Origin of the sequence: Paenibacillus profundus, from assembly GCF_021369635.1 — a bacterium.
Classification (GTDB): domain Bacteria; phylum Bacillota; class Bacilli; order Paenibacillales; family Paenibacillaceae; genus Paenibacillus_B; species Paenibacillus_B profundus.
The window spans coordinates 1-25,919 of the sequence record NZ_JAJNBZ010000041.1; the positions used below are offsets into that span (position 1 = coordinate 1).

Here is a 25,919-nt window from a genome sequence, read left to right on the forward strand (position 1 = left end):
TGTTCGACACTCTCACTTTACCAAACGAAGCGGTGTTTTTCTATTTTCGTCAAGTAGATAATCCAATCGTTCTCAAATCTATGCAGTACATGCTGTTAAGCTAATTTTGGCTCTGCGAAAGTTGAGTTAGATCTCTTGGACCAAATTGCTAAGAAGGGGAAACTCATTATTACGGTAATCCATTCCCAGAAGGTTGCCGATTCGGGCAGCAGAATCGTTAAAATTGAAGATGGCAGAGTGGTAGAAGATGTTAGACTAAAGGATGCTTACCGGTCCATTGAAAAAACAGAACAGACGAACCCCAAAAGTCTCAGCTTGTTCTCTTCCTTCAAACTTGCATTAAAGAATATGAAATTGAATGCAAAAAGAAATATATTAGTGTCTGTTGGAGGTTCCATAGGAATCATCAGTGTCATTCTGATGCTGTCTTTAGGCAGTGGAGTAACCAACTATATCAATGATGAAATAAACTCCAGCATGAACCCATTGATGATTGAGATTACCAAGCAGGCCGAAGATAACGAGAATGGTTCGGATCAATCCATGCCAATAATGTTAACACAGGAACCTTTTACACAAGAAAATATGGAGCAGATCAAAAATATTCTCAACGTAAGCAGCATTGAAAAAGCAACAGCTTATAATATGAAAAGCAACGCGGTATTAGGTGACAAACGGTCTGCTATTATACAGTTCTCTACAATAACAAATTCCATTAAAGAGGATAATATAGAGGCTGGAAAGCTACCGGCGGACAATGAAATTCTTATCACATCGACTCTTGCGAAAGCATTAAGCAGCAACGAACAATACCAATCGGTAATCGGTAAAGAAATTAGTGTGTATGTGAATGATATTGGTCATGATAACAAGCCTGTAATTGTGGAAGCAAAATTGAAAGTATCAGGCGTGTATAATGCCGGTAACATGGGGCCGCAAGGCATGACCGCTGCTTATGTACCCTATGAAACGCTGGAGGCAGCCTTTGCCAAGCAGGAATTGACATTACGTCCAACACAAATAAATGCTTTTGCTGATAAACAAGAGCATGTGGAAGGTATAAAAGAAACATTAAAAGATGATGGATATGCCGATTCGCAAACAGCCGCGATGCTGGAACAAGTGACAACTTATTTAGATATGGCTACCGTAATTCTTGCCGGAATATCGGGAATATCTCTTATGTATCAGGGATCATGATATTGGTTGTTTTATATATAAGTGTGGTTGAGCGTACAAAGGAAATCGGAATATTACGTGCTATTGGAGCCCGGAAGAAAGATGTAAAAAGAATCTTTTTCTCCGAGTCTGCTTTGCTGGGGTTATTCAGCGGTTTGATCGCTGTTACGGCTGGTATTTTAATAAGTGGAGTTGGAAATAGTATCTTATCAAAAAGCTTTGGCGCAGAGCTTATCAATCTAACAGGTCAATACATGGTCTTTGGGATAGCCGTAAGTATGATAGTAAGCATAATAGCAGGGCTTATGCCTTCGTCCAAAGCTGCAAAGTTGGATCCTATGGAATCTTTAAGATTTGAATAATTTGTTAAAACAAATTAGTGAGCATGTAACCTTAAAGTTCCCGGCAGCCTGATGGATCCTTTCGGCTCCACTTTCTTCATGGTCATGTTGGTGCTCGTCTGAGACCAGGTTTTGTGCTTCATTTCAAAGATATTTTGGAACACCTTGTTTTTGTCCCTATGGACAAGGTCGTATGCTTAGCCCGAGCAAAGTGGCGCGCGCAATGTCGTAAGCGGCGGGGAGTGTAGGTTTGACGCTTTCTTATCGCGCATAACAATCAGCATCGGCTGCCTCTCGGGATGATCCAGGAGGCAGCCGATTGTGGGTTAGCGGTTCTTCCTGCCTACCGTCACAATGGTAATGCTTTTGATTACATTTGCAGGCTGTTCCTTGTTATACAGCCAGTAGGACGGCGTATCGGTTACATGTTGAATCCGCAGGCAAAATTCCTTCTGCGGGAGCTGATTCGATTGGATCACCAGCATATTGCCGTCCACGGTTATATAATCGGGAGGAATAGGTATCGCACCCTTCTTGGTTAAGATGTTCAGACTGCCGGGGAGCTTGGCGGATGCCTCATCAATCCGCTTCTGGAATGAAATCACTACCTTATCGTGCTGCGGCCGGGTGATCGCGGTCGGAGCGGGCGCTTCCTCGTACATATATTTTCCAAGATGATATTCATAGGCCGTCCAGGTGTCAAACCCCATGCTCAATGCCACTTGGCCAAATGTGTTATACCAATTGCGGTCCTTCACCATCGTGAGATTCGAACCGATATCGGCCTGCACGCCAAGCGGAATATCCGGGTGAACGGCGCGTATCTCATCGATGAAGTTCTGGTAGCTTCGAATATACTGCGGCGGAAGCTTGTTTTGGGGCTTCATCCAATCTGGCCAGTGTGTCTGCAGAAAGTGAATGTCAGGCCGGACGGCCGATATCATCTCTGCGGCATCGAGACCCTGCATCTCGCGCAGTTTATTTACAGAGTCAGCACCGGCGTCTATTGCAAGCGACCAGGTCGCGACGAGAATATTACATCTGGCGTCGCGCACCCCGCCCCTCCCGTTAATCAGCTCATTCAGGAAGCTATTTACTGCATCGACCCGGAACTCGACCCAATCTTTATATAACGCTTTATTCGTCAGGTAATAGTCAGGATGGCGCGGATTTGTGAAATTTGGGATGCGGGGATGACCGTATTGCTGCTGGAACGCCGCTTGGGCAAGCGGACCGACATCGCCGTACACGCCGCTATGAATGCCATCCCATTCCGGAAAATAGGGCTCCGCAACTTCGATGCCGTCGAATGGGTAATCCCTCACCAATTGGGCCAGCTTCAGCTTCTTCCATTGCACATAATTCTCACTATGTGGAGAGAAGCGGTAATACCCGTCATTCACTGGCTTCAGCAGCTTCATCTGCCAACTCGGCCAATCCGCAGGGAAGCCTTCAACAGAGTAAGATCCATTTCCGAGGACAAGCGCCCAGACAGGCAGCCCCCTCTTCTGGAAAGCCTCAATGAGTTCACGATTGACAATATTCTCGTTGACGACAAAATAGTGGACGGAAGTGTACCCGTTCTGAACAATCTCATCAGCGATGCTCGCTGCCGAGCGATTCTGATAATAGGCGAATGACGGATCCACCTGAATCGTAGGTCCTGACAGAGCGGATGCTTTACATTTACCGGGACCTGTTCGCGGATACCCTTGATTCTCGGCATGCATCATTCTTGCAGAGGGCAGTGTATGTATGCCAGAGGCGCCGGACATACGAAGTTTGCGAGACTTGAACATAACCGCTACCTCCTATAATGCTTATTCAACCCTGATGACAGTGTGAACTATTGGTCATTCCGTGGAGACAATTTCTCCGGCGCGATGGATGCCGTTACAGGGTATCCTGCAAACTTATGTCCGTATCACATCCCGGTTTTCTAACCGTCAGAGGCTCGATCAATGAAAAAGGGGAGTTTTTGGGCATGTCGGTTTCGGAACCATCGGCATCATGAATCCTGACTCGACTTTTTTCGAAATAAAAATAATCTATTTACAGGTTGGGGCTGTTTCACAGTAGTTAAAGACTACTTATGGAACAGCCCCTCTTGTAAGTATGTGTTCAAAAAGGCCGGTTTTCAGCAACCTCTATTATGACTTCAACGGCACTACATTCTGCTCGATCTGCTTCATCGCCTCTTCCCCAATGAGCCCCAATCTCCAGATTGCCGTGCCCTTCAACTGATAGCGCTTGGCAAGCCCAATGACACTTGATATGGACTTGCTGTTCTCGCTGCCCATCGACAAACCTAATAGAAGCTTATGTTTTGGAACTTCTTTCAATGCGAGCTTAATCGCTTCGTTCACTTTATCGAGCGGTTCCGGCGCTTTTTCACCCGCGTAGGCATACGCCATAATCATAATATCGTCCGCTACAGAAGCAAGCGTCTTATAATCATACCCCTGATAAGCGCCGTTCAGCGGATGCAGCGCCAGCGTCAACTTCAAATTGGCGGCTCTCGCTTTATCCGCAAGCTGAGTGACAAAGAAGTTGTAATCCTGCTTCGCCTTCGCCTTGTCTCCGGATAATCCCAATCCTTCAAAATCAAGCACAATGCCTGAAAAGTTCTTATCCTGTGCGAGTTGAATGATATCTTCTATCGCCTTATCCCGAAGTGTCTCATCTTCCAGCATTTTCGTCAGCTCGCCTTTGCTATCCGAGGAGAACACCATCAGGTAAGGAGTTGTTCCCGCCTGCTTCGCTTCGGCAACAATAGATTCCGGCGTAATATCTCCCGCTGGCTGCGGCCAATAGAAGTCCTTGCCTTCTGTCGTAATCGTCCCGTCTTCCTGAAGGCGAACCCATCCGAATGCGGTCGCATCGAACTGCGGAATAAGATTCCGCTCTTTAAACGACGAAATAGCATAGAACGCCATATTATACATCTTCTTCGGCGGTGATTGGATAGAGACAACTTTCGCAGCCGAATTCCAGGACACTTGTGCTCCGAATTGTCTGCTGAAAAAGCTGAGTGGAATATACGTTGTACCTGCTTTGACGAAAGGCGCCATTGAGAGTTGGACAGATTGGCCATTAACCTTCGCCGTCTTCTGGTTCAACTGCAGAACAACGACCTTCTTCTCTTGAACAGCCGTCTGATTCGCCGTTACGGTCTGATTCTTTGGATTCCACAGCACTTCTATATTCAGCGCTTCAGCGATTCCGCGGAACGGAACCATCGTATTGCCTTGCACAATGATTGGCTCTGCTGAGAATTCGAGCGGATATTCATCCAGCATAATCTTCGTTTTTTCAGTCGTATTCGGCTTGCCTGCCGCTTCCGCTGTCTGTTGCGGGAATAACAGTGTAATCGTCAACAACATTGCTAATATAGAGCATACATAATGCCGCTTACTCAATAAAACTACCCTCTTTCTTTCGTGCATAGATTCGAACCGAATCTATTACTCTCTTATCGATATCTATTTTACTTATATAAAAGGCAATATTCTACAGGAATGATCTACATGATGATAGAATAAAAAGATACAAATACTTCCACAGAAAGAGGGTGGATCCATGGAATTATCCGAATGCCAGTTGCGATCGAACTGGAACGCTATGGCAGCTCTACCCATTCATACGGCTGCTTAACCGCTTTTAGACCATATTCGATAATCGTAATGATGGCGATCGTTTGAGCGGAAGGAACTGATATGCGCCCGGTCTCGAAGAAGGCAACAAGGTCATGAATGAACAGATTGAAAAAATTCGATTCCGGCCTCAGAATGCTGCAACTACTCGAATCATACTTTACTGCCATCGTAAACGGACACTCGTCGCCCAGATGATGAATCATCGCTTGCCGTCCATCCTTGAATTCGATCAGCAGGGCTGGAGCTGTCTTCGTTCCGATGAACATGACTCGCTTCGCATCTGCCCCCATCAGCGATACGATCGGTTCGATCTGATGGATCGAGTAGTTCTCGAACGCGCCGGGACCCCAACTGGAGATGGCCTCAATGCCATTGCGCTCCGCGTCGCCATATTCGGTCGCGAATCGCAGGGCTGACGAGGAATATAGCGGCGTGCTATGCTGCGCAGCCCGCTCGAACAGGCGAAGCGCGGCTGCTCGGTCAGGGGCAAATGTCTTATCGATGTAAGTCCGCTTGCCCGATGCCAGCGGCAGATAAGCGAGCGCCTCATGATGCTCCGGGTGATCGGGTGAAAGCACGATCAAATAATCGCTCTTTTCCACGACCTCTTCAATCGTGTTCAATAGCGTAATGCCATGACGCGCGCACCACGCCGTGTTGCTCAATCCCTGCTCGGCATCCCTCATGCCGTATGCATAAGTGACTTCCATACTTCCGCCGGATGCGTTTCGAATCCATTCCGGGTATTTGTTCGCATGCCATTCATCCAGATAATAATCGATAAAGCCTATTTTCTTCATGCTGGCGCTCCCTCTTTCACGAAAGAGATCTCTGTTCTTTGCTCTGAAGATTGATAGATGGCCTGAATGATTTTGGCTGTCAGGATGACGGTATCAATGTGTGACGGCAATTTTTCCCCCGACTTAACGCAGGAGAGGAAGCTGTCGATCTCGTTCTGGAATTGCTCGGTCTTCGTAAACTTCGGCTTGCTTTCCAGCAATGCGCCATGCTTGGCGCTGTAAATGGTGAAATCCGCCCCGTACTGCAGCCGAATTCCCGCTTTGTCTCCCAGAAAGTCAATGTACATCTCGTCGACTCCGATATTTTGCGCCCAGGCTCCATTTACCGTAATCGAAGGCCCTGCCGTTCGAATCATGGCTGTAACGAAATCATCGACATCGTACGTACCCTCATAGTTGGGCGGCCCCGCCCACATATTGATATAGGAGTAATCCTTCATATCCTTGCCCAGCTTGGAGTACGTCTGTCCCGTAACCGTCTTCGGATCCGGGTCGCCTGCGCAGTACATCACGATGTCGAGAAAGTGCACGCCCCAATCAATGAGCGCGCCGCCGCCTGCGACAGCCTTGTTCGTAAAGTCTCCCCCTAGTCCTGGAATCGAACGATGCGAGCGGAAGCTGACGTATACGTGGTACAGATCGCCCAGCTCTCCATCTTCGATCATCTTTTTAATGATGTTTACACCCGTATTAAAGCGATTTACGACGCCGATGTTCAGCGTCTTCCCGGTCTCATGCTGCACCTTCTGCATCTCAAGCGCTTCCTCATACGTTCTGGCAGCCGGCTTCTCGCAGAGCACATGCTTGCCGGCACGCATACATTCGATAGCGATCAAGGCGTGGCAATTGTTCGGCGTACATATTGAGACGGCTTCTACTTCCGGATCTTCCAGAATGATGCGGTAATCTTCAATTGCCTCCCCGCAACCGTACTGGTCGACCGCTTTCTCTGCTCTTTCCTTGCGGATATCGCAGAAATACTTGATCTCGGCTTCTGGATTGGCCAGATAAGCAGGAATGTGGGCGCTGTTGGCAATCGTCCCGCAGCCGATGATGGCTACAATCGTCTTACTCATATCGAATCCCTCCCATTTTTTAAATCCTTTTGAGGCTGAGGCGTAATCCACTTGGAAATGAAGTGCAACAAGTACTTATATGGTATCATGTATGCGCTTTATTTTATTTCAGTTTCGTGTGCAAAAGTAGGATTATCGTCCGATTGTCGTTCCCCTATTTGAAACGCTTGTTTGCGAACATGTTGACAAATTGCCCGAAATCGCATATTTTGATAGTAACAAATAGATAATAACAAATGGTTACGAACAGGTGGTGGTGTAATGTCAATAAGGGACCGTAATGGGCTTACCGAGCAAGAGTTTCTTGAACAATATACCGCAGGAGATTACGAACGTCCGTCTGTGGCAACAGATATGGTCATTTTTACGGTTACCGATACCGAGGAAAGTAATTACCGCAAGCTTCCGAAGAAGGAACTGCGGGTGTTGCTTATTCGACGCGGCGGGCATCCCTTCCTTGGAAGCTGGGCGCTGCCGGGCGGATTCGTCCGTCCTGTGGAGACGACGGAGCAGGCGGCACAGAGGGAACTGCAGGAGGAAACGGGAGTGGACAACGTCTACTTGGAGCAGCTGTATACATTTAGCGAGCCGGGGCGGGATCCGCGGACTTGGGTCATGAGCTGTTCCTATATGGCGCTGATCGATAGCTCTAAGGTGCATATCGAGGCCGGAGATGATGCAGATGAAGCCTCTTGGTTCAGTGTCTCCTATCGTCTCATGAGGGAGCAGAAGGAATTGCTGGAGGACGGAATAATCAAGACGAAGCAGTACGAGCTAAAGCTAACGGGGGGGCAGGAAACATTAACCGCCGTGGTGGAGCGCAAAATGACGTCTGCGGAAGCATCGTCTGCAGTGGAATATGTCATTCTCTCCAATGAGGGGTTGGCCTTCGACCATGCCAAGATTATCAGCTATGCCATCGAACGCCTGCGGGGGAAAGTGGAGTATACCGACATCGCTCTGCATTTGATGCCTAAGTTGTTTACACTGACGGAATTGCAGCAGGTATACGAAGTTATTATGGACAAGGAACTGCTGAAGGCGGCTTTCCGCCGTAAAGCGGCCCCGCTTGTCGAAGAGACGGATCATTACACGGAGAATGCCGGGCACCGCCCGTCGCGGCTATACCGGAGGAATCGCGAGGGGATATGATGGTTTACAATATTGAAGACTTGCAGAAAGCGTATCAAGCGGGAAAGAAATATAAGTTTTTATTTTTCTGGGGACATACGCCTCCCGCTGACGGGAGCGTCAATCAGAGCTGCTTCAGTCAATGGTGGAAGTGCCAATTTACCGTAGACGGGAACACATATAGCTGCACCGAACAGTACATGATGGCGGAAAAGGCGCGGCTGTTCCACGATGACGAGATGCTTGCGGAAATTATGAATGCGAAGCATCCGAAACAAATGAAAGCCTTTGGACGGGCGGTTAAACACTTTAACAACGACGTATGGAATAGCAACTGCTATGACATTGTGAAGCGGGGCAACTTGGCGAAATTCTCGCAGAATCCGGAGCTCTGGGCGTTTATGAGATCAACGAAACAGCGGATTCTGGTGGAAGCGAGCCCCGCTGATCGGATGTGGGGTATTGGAATGGTGAAGGAGAATTCCGCTGCGGACAATCCAATGAAATGGCGAGGGAGAAATCTGCTGGGCTTTGCGCTGACTGAGGTGCGGGACCAGCTGCTAGAGAAAGAAGGGGAGTAACATGAACCGAAAGGAGCTTGCGCAGGATACGCTTCGCTATATCCGGCAGGGATATTATGAATGGAATGGGCAAAAGGTGGACTTCTCGGCTCTACAGCAATATTCGGAGGACAACAGCATTCTTATTGCGCCTGAACAGGGTATGGAATTGGTAAAGAGCTGTAAGCTGCCGCCAAATGGGAACCAGGCACAACAACGCGCAGCCAACGAGGCCACCGTTAAAGCGATTCTGGATGCCGCCCAAGCGGGGATTCGCGGCGTCGGGGTGCTTAACTTTGCAAGCGCGAAAAATCCGGGCGGCGGATTTCTAAACGGTGCGATGGCACAGGAGGAAAGTCTCGCCGCTTCAAGCGGCCTGTACGGAGCGCAGCTGCGCAACGAGGCCTATTATGTGGCTAATCGCGCCTGCCGCTCCATGATGTATACCGATTATGCCATCTATTCGCCGAATGTTGTATTTTTCCGAAATGAACGGTTTCAGCTTCTGGAGCAGCCGGTGACTGCTTCGGTTCTGACCTTGCCCGCCGTCAACTATGGCCAAGTGCTGTTGAAGGGTGAAGACAGCGAGAAGGCGAAGCGCGTGATGAAGGATCGCATGCGTATGGCGCTGGCGATCTTTGCGGATAGAGGAGATAAATACTTGGTGCTCGGTGCGTATGGCTGCGGCGTATTCCGCAACAATCCGGTTGATGTGGCAGAATGGTGGCAACAACTGTTGGAGGTCGAGGGCTACGGCACGCTGTTTGATGAAATTGTATTTGCTGTGTTGGATAGTTCCCGAAGCGGTTCATGCATCCGAGCCTTTGAAGACGTCTTTAGACCCGTTAAGTTGAGAAGTATCATAAATGACGGCTAAATCTGGTGCAGACTTTTATATCTGACAAATAGGTAAGCGTCTGATTACAGGCGCTTTTTTTGATGCCTAAATGAATATTCGGGTATTTACAGGAAACACTTGTGCACGGTTTTTTCGACGATAAGCCGAGCAAGGGGCCATTTGTACGGAAAACCATAAAATTCATGGATGGAACTTTCATGACGGTATTTGAGTTGATCGAAACGAAGACGGGGAAGAAAAAGAAATACCAGTATGATTAGGAATACCGGTGAGGAAAATTGTGGAAGCGGAATAACGAACCCCATAGCCATAAACAGCATCAAACCGTAACTGACATTGGAGGTCAGGTTTTGAACTCCAGGAATGGGGCACAGTTCCAAACCAATTATCATATTAAGTGGATTCATCGATTAATAACAAATATATAGTAAGACGAAGGTTTGCCAATATGAGAAGACTATGACAGTATATAAGCATATAAGGAACTCTTATATTAAAACGGACAATCACGAATGGAGAAAATGAAACTATGTCTAATTTACCAAATTGCCCAAACTGTAATTCAGAATACACTTACGAAGATAGAGGTCTTTTTGTTTGCCCGGAATGCGGCCATGAGTGGTCTTTGGAATTACAAACCGAGAACAGTGAAGATAACAAGATCATCAAAGACGCAAATGGAAATATCTTAAACGACGGTGATTCTGTAACCGTAATCAAAGATCTGAAAGTAAAAGGAAGTTCATCGGTCGTAAAAATAGGCACAAAAGTAAAAAATATACGTTTGATTGATGGAGATCACGATATTGATTGCAAAATTGACGGTTTTGGAGCCATGAAATTAAAGTCTGAATTTGTTAAGAAGATATAAATGCGGTATTAATGAAACAGAACGAATCTGTATTGGAAGCCCTCTGGCATGGAGGGCTTGTTCTATATCTTGCTTTGAGATCCTGAGCTGTGACTAGATTATTCCCCTTGATGAGAACTCCCGCAATTGCTGTTTCGTTCTAGTTCCAAAGGCAAAAAAGCATATGTTCCATTCTTAATGATCTCACATCTGCGAACGGGAATAGGATGTTTGAAAATGGGCCCATCGATTACTGTGGTATGGAACTCTCCACCTTCTCCGCATGGGTCAATACCGCGATCTTCAAGCTCCTTCACATATTCATGGGTTAACATTCGCCCTAAATCGTCTTCCCTCATTCCTAATGATAAATTTACGGTGACAAGGATCGTTACAAATCCTAGATTGATGAACTCTTGGACAACTTCAAGATGATTCATTTCCCATAGAGGCATCCCAAGCTTTAATCCGGCATTTTTCGTAACCCTGTCATGCCAACAACCATGAGCAGGCACATCCAAATCTCCAGTTACTAATACTTCTGCTCCCTGATTCTTAGCTTGTTCTAGAAGGCCCATAAAGATTGTTTCATAATCTGTCCAACTCGCAGCTGCAGTATATACAGGCAATCCTATCGATTCAGCTTGAGCGCGTATTAGCTCTGGAGGCATTCCATGGGATCGGGAACGTTTCCCTTCTTCCTCCAACATCACGATTAGTCCAACTGCTTCTCCAACCTTCATTGCTTTATATAGAGCTAACACACTATCCTTTCCTCCACTAAAAGAAGCAATGAATTTATGCCCGCTAGCTCCATTTTTCCAATCTATTATTTCTGTCATTCATCTCTTTCCCCTCTGTTGTTTATGGCTTTTGCACGATGCCTGTGGGCTAGATCTAATGGTTTCATTCTATCACTAAAAAGATCGAAGCAATATGCGCAGTATCATCATTGAAAACGAATAAAGCTAACCGTTCCCCAGATCCAGGTGTAAGATGAGCAATTCACCTTTACGGCCGTCTGCACGAAGGCCTTTATCTTCAAAACCACATTTTTTATATATGTATTGCGCTTGCGCATTCGAATGATTTACGGCCAATATAATCTCATTTTTATTCGGAAAATGTTTTCGAACAAAGGTTGGCAGCAGCAACAGTGATTTTTGGGAAACCCCCTTTCCCTGCATGGATGAATCGACTGAATAGGCTCTTAGCAGAATGGCGTCTTGGTTGTCACTATAGTTCTTAACTCCTTCCCATCCATGAAGCACAAAGAAACCAACTGGAGTATTATCACTCAAGATTAGAATGGGGTGCCGATCATTTTCTTGTTCACAGGTTGCTATAGCCTCCAGCGGCAGTGCCGTAAGGTTTTTTTGTTCCTCTGACAAGTGATATTTTTCAAGTTGTGATCGATAGATTGGTTGGTAGAAATCGAGGCTTACGATATCTTTCTGAACGGTCTGAGACAACATGAATGTCCACCCTTCTTGTTTCGATAATCATTGAAAGAAGCTTGTCTGAAAGGAATTTGCAGCGGGCACAAAGAATAGGATAGTACAAATACGTTTACAAAAAACGGAAGATGCATGAAATTGGAGTGTTTTTGCTAAAAACAATGAAATGAAAGGAGCGATTCCTTTTGATCAAGTATGGGCTGCCCGCACTCATCGTTGTCATGAGTATCCTCTACATTTTCATTATTCCTGGCGAGCCGCAAGCGGCCAAACTGCTGTTTAAATTAATTCCGATGTGGCTGATTATCGCTTATGGATGCCTTCAAATGCCCTCCAATAGAAAGAGTTGTCATTGGGTTATCTGGATCGGGTTATTTTTCTGCATGCTGGGCGACGGGCTGCTGGTCTGGTTTGTCGTTGGCCTGTCCGCATTCCTCATCGGGCATCTGTTTTATTTGATCGGTTTTATTGGCAGATGGCGCTATTCAAAAATGCGCTTCAGTGCGATCGTTCCGATCCTATTATATGCTGCGTTCATGAGTTGGCAGCTCATTCAAGCGTTGATTCGTGACGGCGATGCTTCCTTAATCGCACCTATTCTCGTCTATATTATCATCATCTCCTTGATGACTTGGTCGGCCATCATGACCGGCAACAAGCTGGCGGCTGCCGGAAGCATTTTGTTTGCGGCATCGGATTCCATTTTATCCTGGAACATGTTTGTGTCTGAAGTCGCCTTCGCGGAACCGTTAATTATGATAACATATTACGCCGCCCAATTTTTCATTGCTTCCAGCCTGAGGACAATTGCACACGACAAGAGCAGCATTATAATTAATTCGGTTCACCGCGTCTGAGGGTTAGGCCTTAACCAGATCGCAATCGCCATCTTCTCTAAATTCAGAGTTTTAAGAAGTTCACATGCTCTTTCCATCCGATGTTGGATAACAAAGTCGATTGGACGAGAGCATTCAAACAACCTCTTTCGTAACTTCCCTTTTCATTAAACTAAATCTTTTATCTCCATCAATATTAGACATTCCACATAAATTAATCCAGCAACTTATGCTCCCAACAGCACAGGAAATTTTCCTATCCGCGATATTGCTGTTAGTGTCGGCTACGGTAATCCGCTATATTTCAGCAGAGCGAAGAACAAAACGCGGATAGATTTGATAATAGTGTATGTTGCATTTGTTATTTGTGTATTTGCATTTAGAGGAGTCCTTGCTACACTACTAGATGAGAATGATTATCGTTATTATTTGGTTTGATAATGAACAATATTCGTTCTTATAAATGTGCATCCGATTAGTGATTTCTGAGCGGATGACCATTTTATCATACCGGAAAGGGCGGTAGCTGCAAGTGAATGCAAATAGGCAATTATGCATCGGATTTTCTTTATCGGCAACCTGGATGAAAGGACACAGCTGGAGGCGTCCGGATAGCGGCGTGGAGAAGATGGAGTCGATTGATTATTATATTGAATTGGCCAAACTGGCGGAGAAGGCAAAGCTCGATTTTCTGTTCAGGGCAGATTATCTTTATATTAGTCCGCAAATGCTAGGTGATTCTGCTAATTTTGGCAGTCCTGACCCTACGGTCATGTTTGCGGCGATTGCTCGTGAGACGGATCGGATCGGACTGGTAACGACGGTTTCCACGACCTTCAATCCGCCGTATGTTGTAGCCAGGCAGCTTCAGTCTTTGCACTGGCTTAGCAGTGGACGTACCGGTTGGAACATTGTAACTTCGATTGAAGGAGCGGAAAATTTCAGTGATTCGCCTATGCCTTCTCCGCAAGAAAGGTATGCGAGAGCAAGGGAATTTACTGATGTAGTGCGCGAGCTTTGGGCAAGTTTCCCGCGTGAAGCGATCCTAATTGATCGGGAGTCAGGCAAATTTTCTGATCCGGATCAAGTTTCCTCCATCAATCATTCAGGTGAGTTCTTCAGTGTCAAGGGACCGCTCACTCTACCCGCCCATAAATCAGGAACCATTCCTTTATTTCAAGCAGGCGCATCGGATATTGGACGAGATTTCGCTTCTTCAGTATCGGATGCCATTTTTGCGGCGATGCCTGATCTTGAGTCGGGGGTGGAGTTACGGAGCGATCTGAGGAGAAGAGCGGAGGAGCATGGACGTCATCCGAACTCGATCAAGGTTTTGCCGGGACTATATTTTTTCTTGGCCGATACTCGCGAGGAAGCACAGGCATTGTTCGAGGCTGCGAACGCACACTTCAGTATCGAACGTAGACATGCAGCGCTTAAATCTGTGTTGGACCTTGATTTAAGCAATTTTGAATTGAATGATCGCGTGACCGCCGATATGCTTCCCGATCCGAATCAACCAGTCCGCAGCCGAACGCATGCTGAACTGCTTCGGAGATATATTATAAACTATCAGCCTACAGTAGCAGAGGTTTTGTCAAGGCCGGAGGTCTTAGGGTCTGCACACTGGGTTTCGGTTGGAACAGTTGAAGACGTGCTGAACGATATTATGGAACGGTTCGAAGCAGGCGCGATCGACGGTTTTATCGCTCTTCCGGGCGGGTCGGAACAATCGATGGAGTTATTTTTTGAAAAGCTGATGCCGCAGCTGGTAGAACAGGGCTTGTTCAGAGGCGAATATACAGGCTCGACCTTGAAAGAGCATTTAGGCATTTAACATCTGGTATGTAGAATATGCTAATCAGCTGTATCCATATAAAGTGAGGAGACTGTACGATGCATGATAAGGAATTGTTTGATGTCACGATTGTAGGTGGCGGGCCTGCAGGGTTGTTCGCCGCATTCTATAGCGGTTTGCGTGAAATGAAAACGAAAATCATAGAATTTCAGCCTTTTCTGGGCGGTAAGGTGCATGTCTATCCGGAGAAGATGATCTGGGATGTGGGGGGATTAACACCTGTTCCCGGCTCGCAATTGATCGAACAAATGGTTGCTCAAGGATTGACGTTCCAGCCAGAGGTTGTACATGGGGAAAAGGTTGTATCCATATCCCAAGATGAAGAAGATTGTTTCGTTTTGCATACCGCTTCCGGCCAGACACATCGTTCAAAGACGGTAATTTTAGCTGTTGGCGGAGGAATTCTAAAACCGATTAAACTGGATATCGAAGGCGCAGAGCGATTCGAAGTCACTAACTTGCATTATACCGTAAAATCGCTTTCACGTTTTAAAGAGAAAACGGTTTTAATTTCAGGTGGCGGAAATTCAGCCATTGACTGGGCCAATGAATTGGAGCCGGTAGCCGAGCGCGTTTATTTAACGTATCGGAAAGATACATTAAAAGGCCATGAGGCTGAAATATCACGCCTTGAGAACAGCTCTATTGAGTGCATGCTAAACACATCGATCGAAAAACTGATCGCGGCAGCGGATCACGAAAAAATTGAAACCGTTGTGCTGAAAGGAAACGATGACGGAACGACATTTGAGCTGGCAGTAGACGAGGTTATTATTAATCACGGTTATGAACGCGACAAAGATTTGCTGGCCAACAGCGAGGTTAAAATCGAGCTGAAGGATTATTGGATCGCAGGCTCATCAATGAGCGAGACATCAGTGCCAGGCATTTATGCAGCAGGGGATATTTTACACCATGAAGGAAAGCTGCATCTGATTGCGGGAGCATTCCAGGATGCAGCGAATGCTGTGAATAAAGCTAAGCAATATATCTCGCCTGATGCCAATGCGTATGGGATGGTATCCTCGCATAATGACCTGTTCTCACCAAAAAACCGTGAACTGATGAAGCATTTGTATACCTAAAATTGAAATTGTGTTGGAGGAAGCGACATGAATAGATGGATTTGCTTGGTTGTCCCGCTTGTAATACTGATCGGAGCGCTGACCGGATGTTCCGGAACGTCCGCAGGGAACAAGCCTTCGACAAACGCTGCCAATGTGCATGAAAATGGGCAGCCAAGCGGGGCAAGTATGCCTGAAGCGGGCATGCCCGAGAAGGGCGTATGGCCAAGAACGATAACGGACGCCGCCGGTAATAAGATAGTATTTAAGGAACGGCCGGAGCGTATAGCAGTGCTCCATCCCTTGTATTTGGATTATTTTTTCGCGTTGGACACGCCTCCAATTGCCTCGGGCAACGCAGCGAATGCGATGAAGGAATTCGCCACTTTGCAGCCTTATGCCGAAACGGCCGAGATAGCAGATTTGGGCAGCGGAAGGGACTTGAATATGGAAGCGATCATTGCTGCAAATCCTGATGTGATCGTAACCTTCAAAGGCCATATTGATGCGAATTATGATGAGTTAAGCAAGATTGCTCCTGTTATCCAAATCGACTACAGTGATTCTTGGGAAAAGACAACGATGATTTGCGCCCAGATTATCGGCAAAGAGGAATTGGCGGAGCAGCTTATCAATGAAACCAAAGAAGTTATTGAGAAAACGAAAGAGCAGTTGGGTGATCTGAAAAATAAAAGCTTCGCCTTACTGAGGGTTGACGGCAAAGCCAATTTTACTGCTCAAGGGACTAAAAACACAATGTACTATAACGAAACAGCGGGATTTGGGCTGATGAAGCCAGATAGATATCCTGAAGACAATGCAATGCTTTCCCTGGAGGCTTTGGCGGAAATGAATCCGGATTACATTATTATCCAGCATGATCTTAACGTTGCAAAGGCAGCAGTCCAAGAAAAAGAGGCTTTAGCTGTGTGGAACTCACTGAAGGCCGTGAAAAACAATCATGTTCTATTTTTCGATAATTCCCTCAATACAGGAAGCGTCCTGGCTATCCGCCTGGCTGCAGAGAATTTTATGGGATTGGAGAGAGATAATAAATAAAAAACGGAGCAATGAAAGCCGCCAAGTAGGCGGCTTATTTGTCAAGTGACACAAAAGTGTCTACATTGTGGGGAGAATGTTGCGGCATTGATCGGTAGACTGGGTTCACACAGATCGTTCAACTGCCAGCTCGATTATGAAAATAAGCGGGGATCAATTCTTTGGATCAATGAGAAATTCTGCTCTTACTCTTAATCCAGCCGTTGCTAAGAGGCAAACTGAAACCATGGATATAAAATCATATATATTGAGTTTCTGATTGATGTATTCCATTGAAGAAGGCAAGTGCAAATATGGGCTAGGCTATATTCGAGTCCTGATTATCAGCTAAATAATCACTCAGCAAGTCTGGATTAGATAATTATACATATAGCATTCGTGATTGGTGCATTTGCATTTGTTTCAGTCCTTGCTACATTATATATTGATAATGAGAATCACTATTAATGGCCTAGCCGTAAAACTATTTTTATCATGTAGGAAAGGCGGGATATCGTATGCAAGCTCCGGGAAAATTTTACAAATAAAGTAATTGTGAATTGAACGCGATAGTATCTCGGTGAAAAGTATAACGTTCCACAAAAAGCAGAAAAAATTGTGATTACTGGGGCTATGGAAGCGATGGAAGATGCGGTAATGCTTGACGTTCATCCAGTAGGTGAGATAACGATAGGGGTACAATTCCCAGAAATGTTTGTTTCGTAACGGGCGAGTCGGAATCAATTGGTGGGAAACACCAACCGAACTTTGAGAAAATATTGCAATTGTAACCAGACGTTATTTAGGTTCAACCAAGTTCCAAAAAGAAGTGCTGAAGAAGTTGCAATTAAAGATTAATCTGCCCGGACTAACGACAAGCTTATAACAAAATAAAATTTAAGGTGGATTATTCATGTCATCAACAGCAGAAACACAGCAAACAAAAGTGATTAAAACTACTCCAATATTAATTTCTTTCTTAATTGCTGGTTTCATTGGATTGTTCAGTGAAACGGCTTTAAACATGGCTCTCGGGGATTTAATACAAGTATTTTCTATTAGTTCTTCCACGGTTCAATGGCTGACAACAGGTTATTTATTAACCTTGGGGATATTAGTTCCTGTCTCGGGTCTCTTACTTCAATGGTTTAGTACACGTCAAATATTTATTGTGTCATTGATTTTTTCAATTATTGGAACACTAGTCGCAGCTCTTGCACCAAGCTTCGAAGTATTAATGTTTTCTCGAGTGATTCAGGCTATAGGTACGGGATTATTGCTACCCCTGATGTTTAATTCGATCTTATTGATTTTTCCCATCAATAAGAGAGGTGCAACAATGGGACTAATAGGGTTAGTCATTATGTTTGCACCCGCAGTTGGACCCTCAATCTCAGGATTAATTCTTGAAAAACTGACTTGGCATTGGATTTTCTGGGTTTGTTTACCGTTTCTAATTCTTGCGTTGGTATCGGGTATATTGTATATGCAGAATGTTTCGACCATAACTAAACCCAAAATTGATATATTATCTATTATCCTATCTTCGATTGGTTTTGGCGGAATCGTCTATGGCTTTAGCAGCGCGGGTGAGAATGGCTGGGGAAGCACAATTGTGATTACGATGATTATTATAGGCCTTGCTGCACTTACCTTGTTTTCTTTGCGACAATTAAAAATGGATAAACCGATGCTTGATTTACGTGTATTAAAATATCCAATGTTTACTCTAGGTTTATTGGCCGTATTTATTTGCTTCACGGTAATAATGTCCACGATGATTTTGTTGCCATTATATTTGCAAACAGGGCTAGCATTGACTGCATTTACCGCGGGGCTTGTTTTGTTGCCAGGTGGTGTGCTGAATGGATTAATGTCCCCGATCACAGGTCGTATCTTTGACAAATTCGGACCAAGAGGACTTGTTATACCTGGATTTGCGATCATGCTTATCATGTTATGGATCATGTCAAACGTCACCATTGAAACGCCGGTTAGTATGGTGATTGTGATGCACTCCATTCTATTTATAGGTGTATCGATGGTTTTGATGCCTGCTCAGACAAATGGACTAAATCAATTACCGAAAAATCTTTATCCAGATGGTACTGCTTTAATGAATACATTACAGCAAATGTCGGGAGCAATTGGCACTGCAGTTGCGATTACGATTATGTCCGCTTCTCAGAAAAGATATATGAACAATATGACTGATCTATCTGACCCTTCTTCAATTGGAGCTTCATTAACAGCGGGAGTACAGGACTCCTTTATATTCACTCTAATTATAGCTATGGTTGGTTTAATTATTTCCTTCTTCATCAAATCTTCTCGCGTTAAATAGGGCTTACTGAATAATTTAAAACTCTTATTTTACGGCTCAAACAAAAACCAGTGGTTGACATCATAATGCGAGGATAAAATAGAAAAACATCTGCAAATTCTGTATTGTTGTAAGTCCTAACCGAACAACAAAAGGATATGACAGATGCGACTCCAGTATATTAGTCGGACAGGTGCAGAAGTAGAAGTAGGGCGATCAAAAACTAATTTGCTTTCTGAGGTAGAGGATTATCAAACAAACGTTTTACAGTCAGCATGGTGAACCTTACTATAAATAACTGCTAATAGATAAGACGCCACTCCCTTTTTCATTGAAAGGAATGGCGTCTATTTCACATTTTATTAAAAATCAAAGTTGTCCGGATCGGGACCGACTCGAAGATCTTGATTCAAATCATCAATCTGGTCCATATCTTCTTGGGTTAGCTCAAAATCGAACAGGGCCGCGTTTTCGATAATGCGATGTTCCTTCGTAGATTTCGGTATGGTGATAACGCCATGCTGCAAATCCCAACGCAGGATGACTTGCGCAACGGACTTTCCATACTTGGCCGCGATCTCCTTCAGCATCGGATTATCCAACAGCCCGCCTTGCATTAATGGCGACCAGGCTTCCAACTGAATGCCCTGCTCCTTGCTGAATCGGAGCAATTCTTTTTGAGTTAGACAAGGGTGGAATTCCACTTGGTTGATCATAGGTTTAATGTTAGCGTCCTTCATCAGGTCTTCAAGATGGTGGATTTGAAAATTGCTTACCCCAATGGCCTTGACCCGTCCTTCTTGATATAGGGTCTCCAAAGCTCTCCACGCCTCTTTGTATTTGCCCTGTACAGGCCAATGAACCAGGTATAAATCAAGGTATTCCAAGCCCAATTTTTCTAAACTTGCTTCATAGGCGGCCAGTGTGGATTCGTATCCCAAATCGGCATTCCACACTTTTGAAGTTATGAAAAGGTCCTCTCTGGAGATATTGGTCTCCAGCATAGCCTCGCGAATCCCCTGACCGACACTTGTCTCATTCTCATAAATAGCAGCGGTATCGATACTGCGATACCCGTGTGCAATGGCTGATTTCACAGCCTGTACCAGTTCCGGCCCTTCTTCCACTTTGAACACGCCTAGCCCGATCCAAGGCATGTTCATGCCGTTGTGCAACGTTACTGTATCTTGAAGATTTTTAGACATCATATAATAGCCTCCTGAATTATGTTTTTGAATGCGGTTAAGCGCACTCTAAGCCAGGGTTCACTGTATTTGTTTCGCTGGTGGTTTGGGCGGGCGCATCTTTCCTTTCCAGGACACGCGCCCAGCCTGTCAGCAATACGGCTCCCATCACCATTAATCCTCCTACCCATGTGGTATGAATCAGCCCGATCGTATCCGTAACGACACCGCCCAAGTAGGCCCCGATCGCAATTCCTGCGTTAAACGCGGCAATGTTGACAGCAGAAGCCACATCTTTCGCTTGCGGCGCGAAACGTTCAGCCAGCATGACGACATATACTTGCAAGCCGGGCACATTCATAAATGCAAACAGCCCCATAAGGAAGATGGTTATCAAACCGGCTGTTTTAAAAGGTGCGGTGAACGTTAACAGGAAGAGCACGATGGACTGTATAAAAAACATATAGAACAAGGCAGTAACAGGTTTTCGGTTAGCGGCTTTGCCTCCGATAACATTGCCGATGGCAATGGCAACTCCATATATAAGCAGAATGATTGCTGCCGTTTTTTCCTCGAATCCGGTTATATCGTGAAGCAGCGGGGATAAATAGGTAAAGACGACAAAGGTCCCGCCGTATCCCAAGGCAGTGATGGCAAATGCAAGCAGCAATCGTCTGTTCGTGACAAGTTTAAGTTGATCGCGAAGCGGCGTTTTCGTTCCTTTTCGTAAATGGGAAGAAACTAAGGTCATGTTGGCTATGAAAGCCAGAATGCCGATTGCAACGATCACGAGAAAGGCTGCTCGCCAACCGAATTGTTGTCCAATTAAGGTGCCCAAGGGAACCCCGGTTACGGTCGCGACAGTAAGTCCAGAGAACATAATCGCGATAGCGCTGGCTCTGCGGTTCTCAGGCACGAGATCGGCCGCAATGGTAGAGGCAATCGACATGAATACGCCATGTGACAACGCGGAGATTACGCGCGCCGCTAACAGCACGACAATTCCACTGGCAGCGGCAGCCAGCATATTGCCTGCAATAAAAACAACCATAATCCAAAGCAGCAACGATTTACGTGAGATATTAGAGGTCAAGGACGTTAGAACGGGAGCCCCGAAAGTTACCCCTAACGCATATAAAGTAACGGTTAAACCTGATGTTGTGACAGATATATTTAAGTCTTCAGCAATGAGGGGGAGCAGTCCCACGCTGATAAACTCGGTTGTGCCAATCGCAAAGGCACTAATTGCTAGCGCCAGCAGCGCCAAAGTGCTCCGCTTATTCTCCAATGTCATTCGCCCCACTCCTACAATATTGTAATGTCCGGCCGGTAAATGCTATTATCAATCATTAGGATGAAATTGAATAGTACGTACTTTGAAGTGATATAGGTACTTAAAAGTTCCTATAAACTCATTTGGAGGGAAAAGGCTGTGATTAAAAAGAAATATAATATTTCAGTAGAAGCAACTTTGGAAGTTATTGGCGGGAAGTGGAAGTGTGTAATCCTGTGTCATTTGACTTACGGGAAGAAAAGAACAAGTGAATTAAAACGCCTTATGCCCGGAATTACGCAAAAAATGTTAACGCAGCAGCTAAGAGAATTAGAGCAGGACGGCATCGTGAATCGAATTATCTATAATCAAGTGCCTCCGAAAGTGGAGTACGAGCTTAGCGAATACGGGTGGAGCTTGAAATCGATCATGGATTCCCTATGCGCTTGATTAATTAAAACCGATAATTTTAACCAACCTGTAATTTATATAAATATGAACATATGATAATATAAACAAAACAACGATTAGGAGGTCATTTTTTGATAGGTCGCAGCGGGAATCCGACATTGAATGACAATACTTTTGAACAGAGTGGATTTAACTCCGCACAGGAGCCCATGACGATCGGCGGGACGGTCAACAAAGCGTTTATGACGCTAGCCTTGCTCGTAGCAGCCGCTATTGTCTCGTGGACCATGTACTTTAACGGGTACAGCGTGGTATCTTACGCCTATGGCGGGGCGATTGTCGGATTCATTCTGGCATTAATCATCAGCTTTAAGCCGACAGCGGCTCCGTATTTGGTTCCGATTTATGCCATTGCGGAAGGGTTATTTCTCGGTGCTCTCTCGGCAAACTTTGAATCGCTGTACTATGGAATTACGATGCAGGCGGCCTTGCTGACGATGTGCGTATTCATCGGTATGCTTGTTGCTTATAAAACCGGAATGATCAAGGCGACGGAGAACTTCAAGCTCGGCGTGTTTGCTGCCACGGCTGGCATTGCCCTTGTTTACCTTCTAAGCTTTGTTTTAGGATTTTTCGGTGTAACGGTTCCTTATCTGCACGAAAACAGCTTAATCGGTATTGGTATTTCAGTTGTCATTGTCATTATCGCCGCGCTGAATTTCGTTCTTGATTTTGATTTCATTGAAAATGGCGCACAGCAGGGAGCTCCTAAATATATGGAATGGTATGGAGCGTTTGGCCTTATGGTCACTCTGGTGTGGCTGTATATTGAGATCATCCGTCTTCTTGCCAAGCTGCGGAGCCGAGACTAAGCCATATAATCGTAAGACCATCCCCTGAAGGAGATGGTCTATTTGCTATGCACATTCCGTTGACCTCTCCTACTCAAACAAGAGAAGGAAGGTCTTCAGTTATGCCGCTACTTTTTCAACAACAAATAGACGAAGTATGGGGCGCCAATTAATGCAACCACAATACCCGCTGGAATTCCGTCAGGGTCCAGCACATTGCGTCCAATCGTATCTGCGAACAATAACAACCATCCGCCAATCAGAATCGCGATCGGGATAAATAATTGATGTCTGGGTCCGACCAGCGCTTTGGCAATATGCGGAGCCATGAGTCCAATAAAAGCGATTCCTCCCGTGGCGGAAACGGCGGAAGCCGCCAGCGCAACTGCGGTCAACAGAAGCGTAATCCGCTCCTTGTCAACCGACACGCCAACGCCGATAACCACATGCTCGCTGAGCGCAAGCAGATTCATGCGATGCGCCTTGTACATGGTGAAAGGGATCAGCACGGCCAGCCACGGCAGGATCGCCCATATAAACGGCCAGTCCGTCCCCCATATATTGCCCGCCAGCCACTTGGCTATAAAATCTACTTTCGAACGCTCAGCCGATGAAATGAGAACAATCATGGTCCCGGACAGCGCCATGGAGAATCCCACCCCGGTGAGCACCAGCCGTACAGGCTGCAGGCCAACCGTTCTGTTGTACGAGAACACGTAAATCATACAAGTCGTAAGCAGCGCGCCCGCAAACGCTACAAGAGGCAGCATATATGCAAATGAGCCTGCGTCTATCGGGAAAAACAAGAAGAAAACAGCAATCGCCACGCCTGCCCCGGAATTGACGCCCAGTATACCGGGTTCAGCCAAGTCATTGCGCGTGATGCCCTGCAAGATAGCGCCAGATAGGGCGAGTGCCATCCCAGCCAACAGCGTGATGATGATTCGAGGCAGACGAACGGAGAACAGAACAAATTCTTCTTTGAACGTTCCTTGCCCGAACAGAGTTGGAAGTAGCCGATCATACGACAGAGAGGAGTACCCCAATCCCATCCCGATCACGACTGTCAGTGCAATAAGCATGAGCAAAGCACCCACGATGAGCCGTTGTTTTTTCAATAAGGCAGATGGAATCATGAGAATGCTTTGCCTCCTTTATGAACGATGAACAGGAAGAAAGGCAAGCCCAGCATCGCCACAATGGCCGCCACAGGCGTTTCATACGGGGCATTGATCATTCGGCCGAGAGTGTCGGCCAGCAGCATAAAAGCAGCCCCTGCAAGCGCAGACATCGGCAAAATAAAGCGATAATCTGTCCCGACCATGGCACGCACGATATGAGGCACCATCAAGCCGATGAATGCCATATTCCCAACCAGCGCGACAGAAGCGCCGGCGAGCAGAATAATGACAATGAACAGGATCGTTTTCACTAGAATGGTCTGCTGGCCCAATCCAACGGCAACCTCTTCATTTAAGCTCAGAATGGTGTGCTGTCTCGCTAGCACAAGAGCAATCACGATACCGGTGATGATAAAAGGCGCAATGACCTGAAGCTGGCTCCATGAAGTGCCAATGACTCCGCCTGCCGTCCACATGGACACATCTTTCGAAATCTTGAAATAGAGCCCGATTCCTTCCGCGATGGCGTACAGGAATGCCGAAACCGCAGCGCCAGCTAATACAATGCGAAGCGGGGATAAGCCGCCCTTTTTCATGGCTCCGATACCGAATACCATGCTGGCTCCGACAGCTGCTCCGATAGAGCAAGCGATCGTAATATGGAAGTAGTTCGCCGATGGAATCAACGCAATCGTTAGGGCGAGCGCTGCATTAGCCCCGGCAGTCAAGCCAAGCAAGCCGGGATCGGCAAGCGGGTTCCTCGTCATTCCTTGCATGATTGCGCCAGATACGGACAGCCCAGCGCCAACCATAATGGCGCCGATTTCGCGCGGCAGGCGAATTTCACGGAGCAGGGAAATGTTGTCGCTGGTGGCGCGGGAAGTCAGTGCCAGCCATACTTCTCTCACCGTGGTGTCAGCAGCCCCAAATACCATGGCAACAACAAACGCAGCTATAAATACAACAATGCCTGCCATCAGTTTATATGCAAATGGGATGAAACGTCGCTTCTCTTTCGTCATAGTCCCTCTTCTTTTCCGTTATAGAATACAGGAAAAGGAATTCTTAGATCTAAGAATTCCTCCTCCCATTACTGTTACTGGCCCAGAAAGCTTTTGATAAAGAAGTCCAATTGGAAATCCAACGTGACCGGGTCGTTAAAGTAGAACTCTTTCGCATTGACTTCGAACACGCGGTTGTTTTTCACCGCAGGAATATTCGTGTACGTATTGGTTTTCTGGAAAGAATTGTCCGTATCTTTGTTTTTGCTGAAAATCAAATAGTCACCGGCGAACTGTGGAAGAACTTCTAGCGATAGAGCGTAGTAGCCATCTTTCAGCGCCATTTCCTTCACTTTGTCAGGCATCTTCAGCTTCATTTCCTGGTACAAAATTTCGGTGCCGCGGCCCCAGTTATCGCCGAACACATAAATCTGCTTGTCAAAGTTCTCGATGACGGACACGGTTGTGCTTTCGCCGATTTTGGCTTTAATATCTTTTCCGGCTTGCCCAGCGCGTTTTTTGAAATCATCGATCCACGCTTGCGCTTCTTTTTCCTTGTTCAACAGCTTCCCGATTTCCAAGTGCTGCGTCAGGTAGTCTACTTTTCCGTAGGTGAACGTTACCGTAGGCGCAAGTTGCTTCAATTTATCCACGTTCTTGATGGAGGACAAACCGATAATTAGGTCAGGCTGCAGCTCTATGATTTTTTCCAAGTTTTCATCCGATACTTCGGCCACATCTTTTAATTTATCTTGGAAACGTGGATTCATCTTGGACCAAGAGTCTACACCGGCAAGATTGACGTTCAGCGCCATGACGTTGCCGGCAAAGGAAGACAGTACGACAACGCGCTGCGGATCGGCAGGCACTTCAACGGGGCCATTTTCCGACTGATATGTGATCGTGCCTGATGTGCTGTCCTTGGCCGCGGAGTTGTCCTTGTTATCTGCTGGCCCGCTGCTGCATGCGCTAATCATAAGCACGAAAATGAGCATGAAAGGAATAAATAGCTTTTTCATGTGGGTATGCTCCTTTTACTGAATGGTGTGT

General features: G+C 46.1%; 23 protein-coding genes and 2 pseudogenes. 14 read left to right on the plus strand and 11 right to left on the minus strand.

The genetic code is table 11. The features are described from left to right. The first annotated feature begins 135 nt into the window (after window positions 1–135). The gene (locus LQV63_RS27595) at window positions 136–1,200 is read left to right on the plus strand and encodes an ABC transporter permease (protein WP_233699108.1); all 1,065 of its coding nucleotides are present in this window, start codon (window positions 136–138) and stop codon (window positions 1,198–1,200) included. A gap of 2 nt (window positions 1,201–1,202) precedes the next feature. Then, window positions 1,203–1,541 carry an ABC transporter permease gene (locus LQV63_RS27600; RefSeq protein ID WP_233699109.1) on the plus strand — a complete coding sequence of 113 codons (339 nt, stop codon included), beginning with the start codon at window positions 1,203–1,205 and terminating at the stop codon, window positions 1,539–1,541. Window positions 1,542–1,846: 305 nt separating this feature from the next. Here the strand turns inward: LQV63_RS27600 and LQV63_RS27605 are convergent, their stop codons facing one another. From LQV63_RS27605 to LQV63_RS27620, 4 genes are all read right to left on the minus strand, one after another. Next, window positions 1,847–3,253, minus strand: coding sequence for an N-acyl-D-glucosamine 2-epimerase (locus tag LQV63_RS27605; RefSeq protein ID WP_407672976.1), 1,407 nt, complete (start codon window positions 3,251–3,253; stop codon window positions 1,847–1,849). A 417-nt stretch (window positions 3,254–3,670) separates the two neighbouring features. After that, entirely contained in the window at window positions 3,671–4,939 is a 1,269-nt protein-coding gene (locus tag LQV63_RS27610; protein ID WP_233699111.1) for a stalk domain-containing protein, read from the minus strand. Between the two features lie 200 nt (window positions 4,940–5,139). Next, window positions 5,140–5,976: a Gfo/Idh/MocA family oxidoreductase gene (locus LQV63_RS27615; protein WP_233699112.1), complete on the minus strand. Its 837-nt coding sequence runs from the start codon at window positions 5,974–5,976 to the stop codon at window positions 5,140–5,142. Further along, window positions 5,973–7,052 carry a Gfo/Idh/MocA family protein gene (locus tag LQV63_RS27620; protein ID WP_233699113.1) on the minus strand — a complete coding sequence of 360 codons (1,080 nt, stop codon included), beginning with the start codon at window positions 7,050–7,052 and terminating at the stop codon, window positions 5,973–5,975. Before LQV63_RS27620 ends, LQV63_RS27615 begins: the two co-directional genes overlap by 4 nt. Window positions 7,053–7,313: 261 nt before the next feature. Between LQV63_RS27620 and LQV63_RS27625 the strand changes: the two genes are divergently transcribed. From LQV63_RS27625 to LQV63_RS27640, 4 genes are all read left to right on the plus strand, one after another. Continuing rightward, a complete protein-coding gene (locus tag LQV63_RS27625; RefSeq protein ID WP_233699114.1) occupies window positions 7,314–8,204 on the plus strand; it encodes an NUDIX hydrolase in 891 nt (296 codons plus the stop codon). After that, a complete protein-coding gene (locus tag LQV63_RS27630) occupies window positions 8,204–8,764 on the plus strand; it encodes an NADAR family protein (protein WP_233699146.1) in 561 nt (186 codons plus the stop codon). Before LQV63_RS27625 ends, LQV63_RS27630 begins: the two co-directional genes overlap by 1 nt. Before the next feature lies 1 nt (window position 8,765). Continuing rightward, window positions 8,766–9,620: a TIGR02452 family protein gene (locus tag LQV63_RS27635; protein ID WP_233699115.1), complete on the plus strand. Its 855-nt coding sequence runs from the start codon at window positions 8,766–8,768 to the stop codon at window positions 9,618–9,620. A gap of 511 nt (window positions 9,621–10,131) precedes the next feature. After that, window positions 10,132–10,473, plus strand: a complete 342-nt coding sequence (locus LQV63_RS27640) for a zinc ribbon domain-containing protein YjdM (RefSeq protein WP_233699116.1) — start codon at window positions 10,132–10,134, stop codon at window positions 10,471–10,473. Window positions 10,474–10,571: 98 nt separating this feature from the next. On the opposite strand, the gene LQV63_RS27645 is transcribed toward LQV63_RS27640, so the two are convergent. Further along, on the minus strand, window positions 10,572–11,294 hold the full coding sequence (locus LQV63_RS27645) for a Dph6-related ATP pyrophosphatase (protein WP_233699117.1): 723 nt from the start codon (window positions 11,292–11,294) through the stop codon (window positions 10,572–10,574). Between the two features lie 126 nt (window positions 11,295–11,420). Further along, the gene (locus LQV63_RS27650) at window positions 11,421–11,927 is read right to left on the minus strand and encodes a GNAT family N-acetyltransferase (protein ID WP_233699118.1); all 507 of its coding nucleotides are present in this window, start codon (window positions 11,925–11,927) and stop codon (window positions 11,421–11,423) included. Between the two features lie 167 nt (window positions 11,928–12,094). Between LQV63_RS27650 and LQV63_RS27655 the strand changes: the two genes are divergently transcribed. The 6 genes and pseudogenes from LQV63_RS27655 to LQV63_RS27680 all read left to right on the plus strand — a co-directional run bounded on the left by LQV63_RS27655 (window position 12,095) and on the right by LQV63_RS27680 (window position 19,049). Further along, window positions 12,095–12,766 (plus strand): lysoplasmalogenase, encoded by a 672-nt coding sequence (locus LQV63_RS27655; RefSeq protein ID WP_233699119.1) that lies wholly within the window; start codon window positions 12,095–12,097, stop codon window positions 12,764–12,766. 511 nt (window positions 12,767–13,277) lie between these two features. Further along, window positions 13,278–14,582 (plus strand): NtaA/DmoA family FMN-dependent monooxygenase, encoded by a 1,305-nt coding sequence (locus LQV63_RS27660; protein ID WP_233699120.1) that lies wholly within the window; start codon window positions 13,278–13,280, stop codon window positions 14,580–14,582. Window positions 14,583–14,641: 59 nt separating this feature from the next. Continuing rightward, entirely contained in the window at window positions 14,642–15,688 is a 1,047-nt protein-coding gene (locus LQV63_RS27665) for an NAD(P)/FAD-dependent oxidoreductase (protein WP_233699121.1), read from the plus strand. A 168-nt stretch (window positions 15,689–15,856) separates the two neighbouring features. Then, window positions 15,857–16,726: an iron-siderophore ABC transporter substrate-binding protein gene (locus LQV63_RS27670; protein ID WP_233699122.1), complete on the plus strand. Its 870-nt coding sequence runs from the start codon at window positions 15,857–15,859 to the stop codon at window positions 16,724–16,726. Between the two features lie 552 nt (window positions 16,727–17,278). Then, window positions 17,279–17,493, plus strand: a pseudogene (locus LQV63_RS27675) (iron-uptake system-binding protein); the annotation flags it as partial. 125 nt (window positions 17,494–17,618) lie between these two features. Further along, the gene (locus LQV63_RS27680) at window positions 17,619–19,049 is read left to right on the plus strand and encodes a DHA2 family efflux MFS transporter permease subunit (protein ID WP_019423316.1); all 1,431 of its coding nucleotides are present in this window, start codon (window positions 17,619–17,621) and stop codon (window positions 19,047–19,049) included. Between the two features lie 341 nt (window positions 19,050–19,390). On the opposite strand, the gene LQV63_RS27685 is transcribed toward LQV63_RS27680, so the two are convergent. Together LQV63_RS27685 and LQV63_RS27690 are read right to left on the minus strand one after the other, a co-directional pair. After that, on the minus strand, window positions 19,391–20,233 hold the full coding sequence (locus LQV63_RS27685; protein ID WP_233699147.1) for an aldo/keto reductase: 843 nt from the start codon (window positions 20,231–20,233) through the stop codon (window positions 19,391–19,393). A 37-nt stretch (window positions 20,234–20,270) separates the two neighbouring features. Then, the gene (locus tag LQV63_RS27690; protein WP_233699123.1) at window positions 20,271–21,506 is read right to left on the minus strand and encodes an MFS transporter; all 1,236 of its coding nucleotides are present in this window, start codon (window positions 21,504–21,506) and stop codon (window positions 20,271–20,273) included. 138 nt (window positions 21,507–21,644) lie between these two features. Here LQV63_RS27690 and LQV63_RS27695 point away from each other — a divergent pair. Further along, a pseudogene (locus tag LQV63_RS27695) lies at window positions 21,645–21,929 on the plus strand (winged helix-turn-helix transcriptional regulator); the annotation flags it as partial. A gap of 98 nt (window positions 21,930–22,027) precedes the next feature. Then, window positions 22,028–22,768, plus strand: a complete 741-nt coding sequence (locus LQV63_RS27700; protein ID WP_233699124.1) for a Bax inhibitor-1/YccA family protein — start codon at window positions 22,028–22,030, stop codon at window positions 22,766–22,768. 107 nt (window positions 22,769–22,875) lie between these two features. Here LQV63_RS27700 and LQV63_RS27705 read toward each other — a convergent pair whose 3' ends face one another. From LQV63_RS27705 to LQV63_RS27715, 3 genes are all read right to left on the minus strand, one after another. After that, window positions 22,876–23,883, minus strand: a complete 1,008-nt coding sequence (locus tag LQV63_RS27705) for a FecCD family ABC transporter permease (RefSeq protein ID WP_233699125.1) — start codon at window positions 23,881–23,883, stop codon at window positions 22,876–22,878. Next, window positions 23,880–24,890: a FecCD family ABC transporter permease gene (locus LQV63_RS27710; RefSeq protein ID WP_233699126.1), complete on the minus strand. Its 1,011-nt coding sequence runs from the start codon at window positions 24,888–24,890 to the stop codon at window positions 23,880–23,882. The genes LQV63_RS27705 and LQV63_RS27710 overlap by 4 nt, the downstream gene beginning before the upstream one ends. A 74-nt stretch (window positions 24,891–24,964) precedes the next feature. After that, window positions 24,965–25,888, minus strand: a complete 924-nt coding sequence (locus LQV63_RS27715; protein WP_233699127.1) for an iron-hydroxamate ABC transporter substrate-binding protein — start codon at window positions 25,886–25,888, stop codon at window positions 24,965–24,967. Between the last annotated feature and the right edge of the window lie 31 nt (window positions 25,889–25,919).

Excerpts from the sequence above, each read along its gene's own strand:
- LQV63_RS27605 (WP_407672976.1), bottom strand. The coding sequence starts at position 3,253 with ATGATGCATGCCGAGAATCAAGGGTATCCGCGAACAGGTCCCGGTAAA.
- LQV63_RS27615 (WP_233699112.1), bottom strand. The coding sequence starts at position 5,976 with ATGAAGAAAATAGGCTTTATCGATTATTATCTGGATGAATGGCATGCG.
- LQV63_RS27620 (WP_233699113.1), bottom strand. The coding sequence starts at position 7,052 with ATGAGTAAGACGATTGTAGCCATCATCGGCTGCGGGACGATTGCCAAC.
- LQV63_RS27625 (WP_233699114.1), top strand. The coding sequence starts at position 7,314 with ATGTCAATAAGGGACCGTAATGGGCTTACCGAGCAAGAGTTTCTTGAA.
- LQV63_RS27630 (WP_233699146.1), top strand. The coding sequence starts at position 8,204 with ATGGTTTACAATATTGAAGACTTGCAGAAAGCGTATCAAGCGGGAAAG.
- LQV63_RS27635 (WP_233699115.1), top strand. The coding sequence starts at position 8,766 with ATGAACCGAAAGGAGCTTGCGCAGGATACGCTTCGCTATATCCGGCAG.
- LQV63_RS27640 (WP_233699116.1), top strand. The coding sequence starts at position 10,132 with ATGTCTAATTTACCAAATTGCCCAAACTGTAATTCAGAATACACTTAC.
- LQV63_RS27645 (WP_233699117.1), bottom strand. The coding sequence starts at position 11,294 with ATGACAGAAATAATAGATTGGAAAAATGGAGCTAGCGGGCATAAATTC.
- LQV63_RS27650 (WP_233699118.1), bottom strand. The coding sequence starts at position 11,927 with ATGTTGTCTCAGACCGTTCAGAAAGATATCGTAAGCCTCGATTTCTAC.
- LQV63_RS27665 (WP_233699121.1), top strand. The coding sequence starts at position 14,642 with ATGCATGATAAGGAATTGTTTGATGTCACGATTGTAGGTGGCGGGCCT.
- LQV63_RS27670 (WP_233699122.1), top strand. The coding sequence starts at position 15,857 with ATGCCTGAAGCGGGCATGCCCGAGAAGGGCGTATGGCCAAGAACGATA.
- LQV63_RS27680 (WP_019423316.1), top strand. The coding sequence starts at position 17,619 with ATGTCATCAACAGCAGAAACACAGCAAACAAAAGTGATTAAAACTACT.
- LQV63_RS27685 (WP_233699147.1), bottom strand. The coding sequence starts at position 20,233 with ATGTCTAAAAATCTTCAAGATACAGTAACGTTGCACAACGGCATGAAC.
- LQV63_RS27690 (WP_233699123.1), bottom strand. The coding sequence starts at position 21,506 with ATGACATTGGAGAATAAGCGGAGCACTTTGGCGCTGCTGGCGCTAGCA.
- LQV63_RS27705 (WP_233699125.1), bottom strand. The coding sequence starts at position 23,883 with ATGATTCCATCTGCCTTATTGAAAAAACAACGGCTCATCGTGGGTGCT.
- LQV63_RS27710 (WP_233699126.1), bottom strand. The coding sequence starts at position 24,890 with ATGACGAAAGAGAAGCGACGTTTCATCCCATTTGCATATAAACTGATG.
- LQV63_RS27715 (WP_233699127.1), bottom strand. The coding sequence starts at position 25,888 with ATGAAAAAGCTATTTATTCCTTTCATGCTCATTTTCGTGCTTATGATT.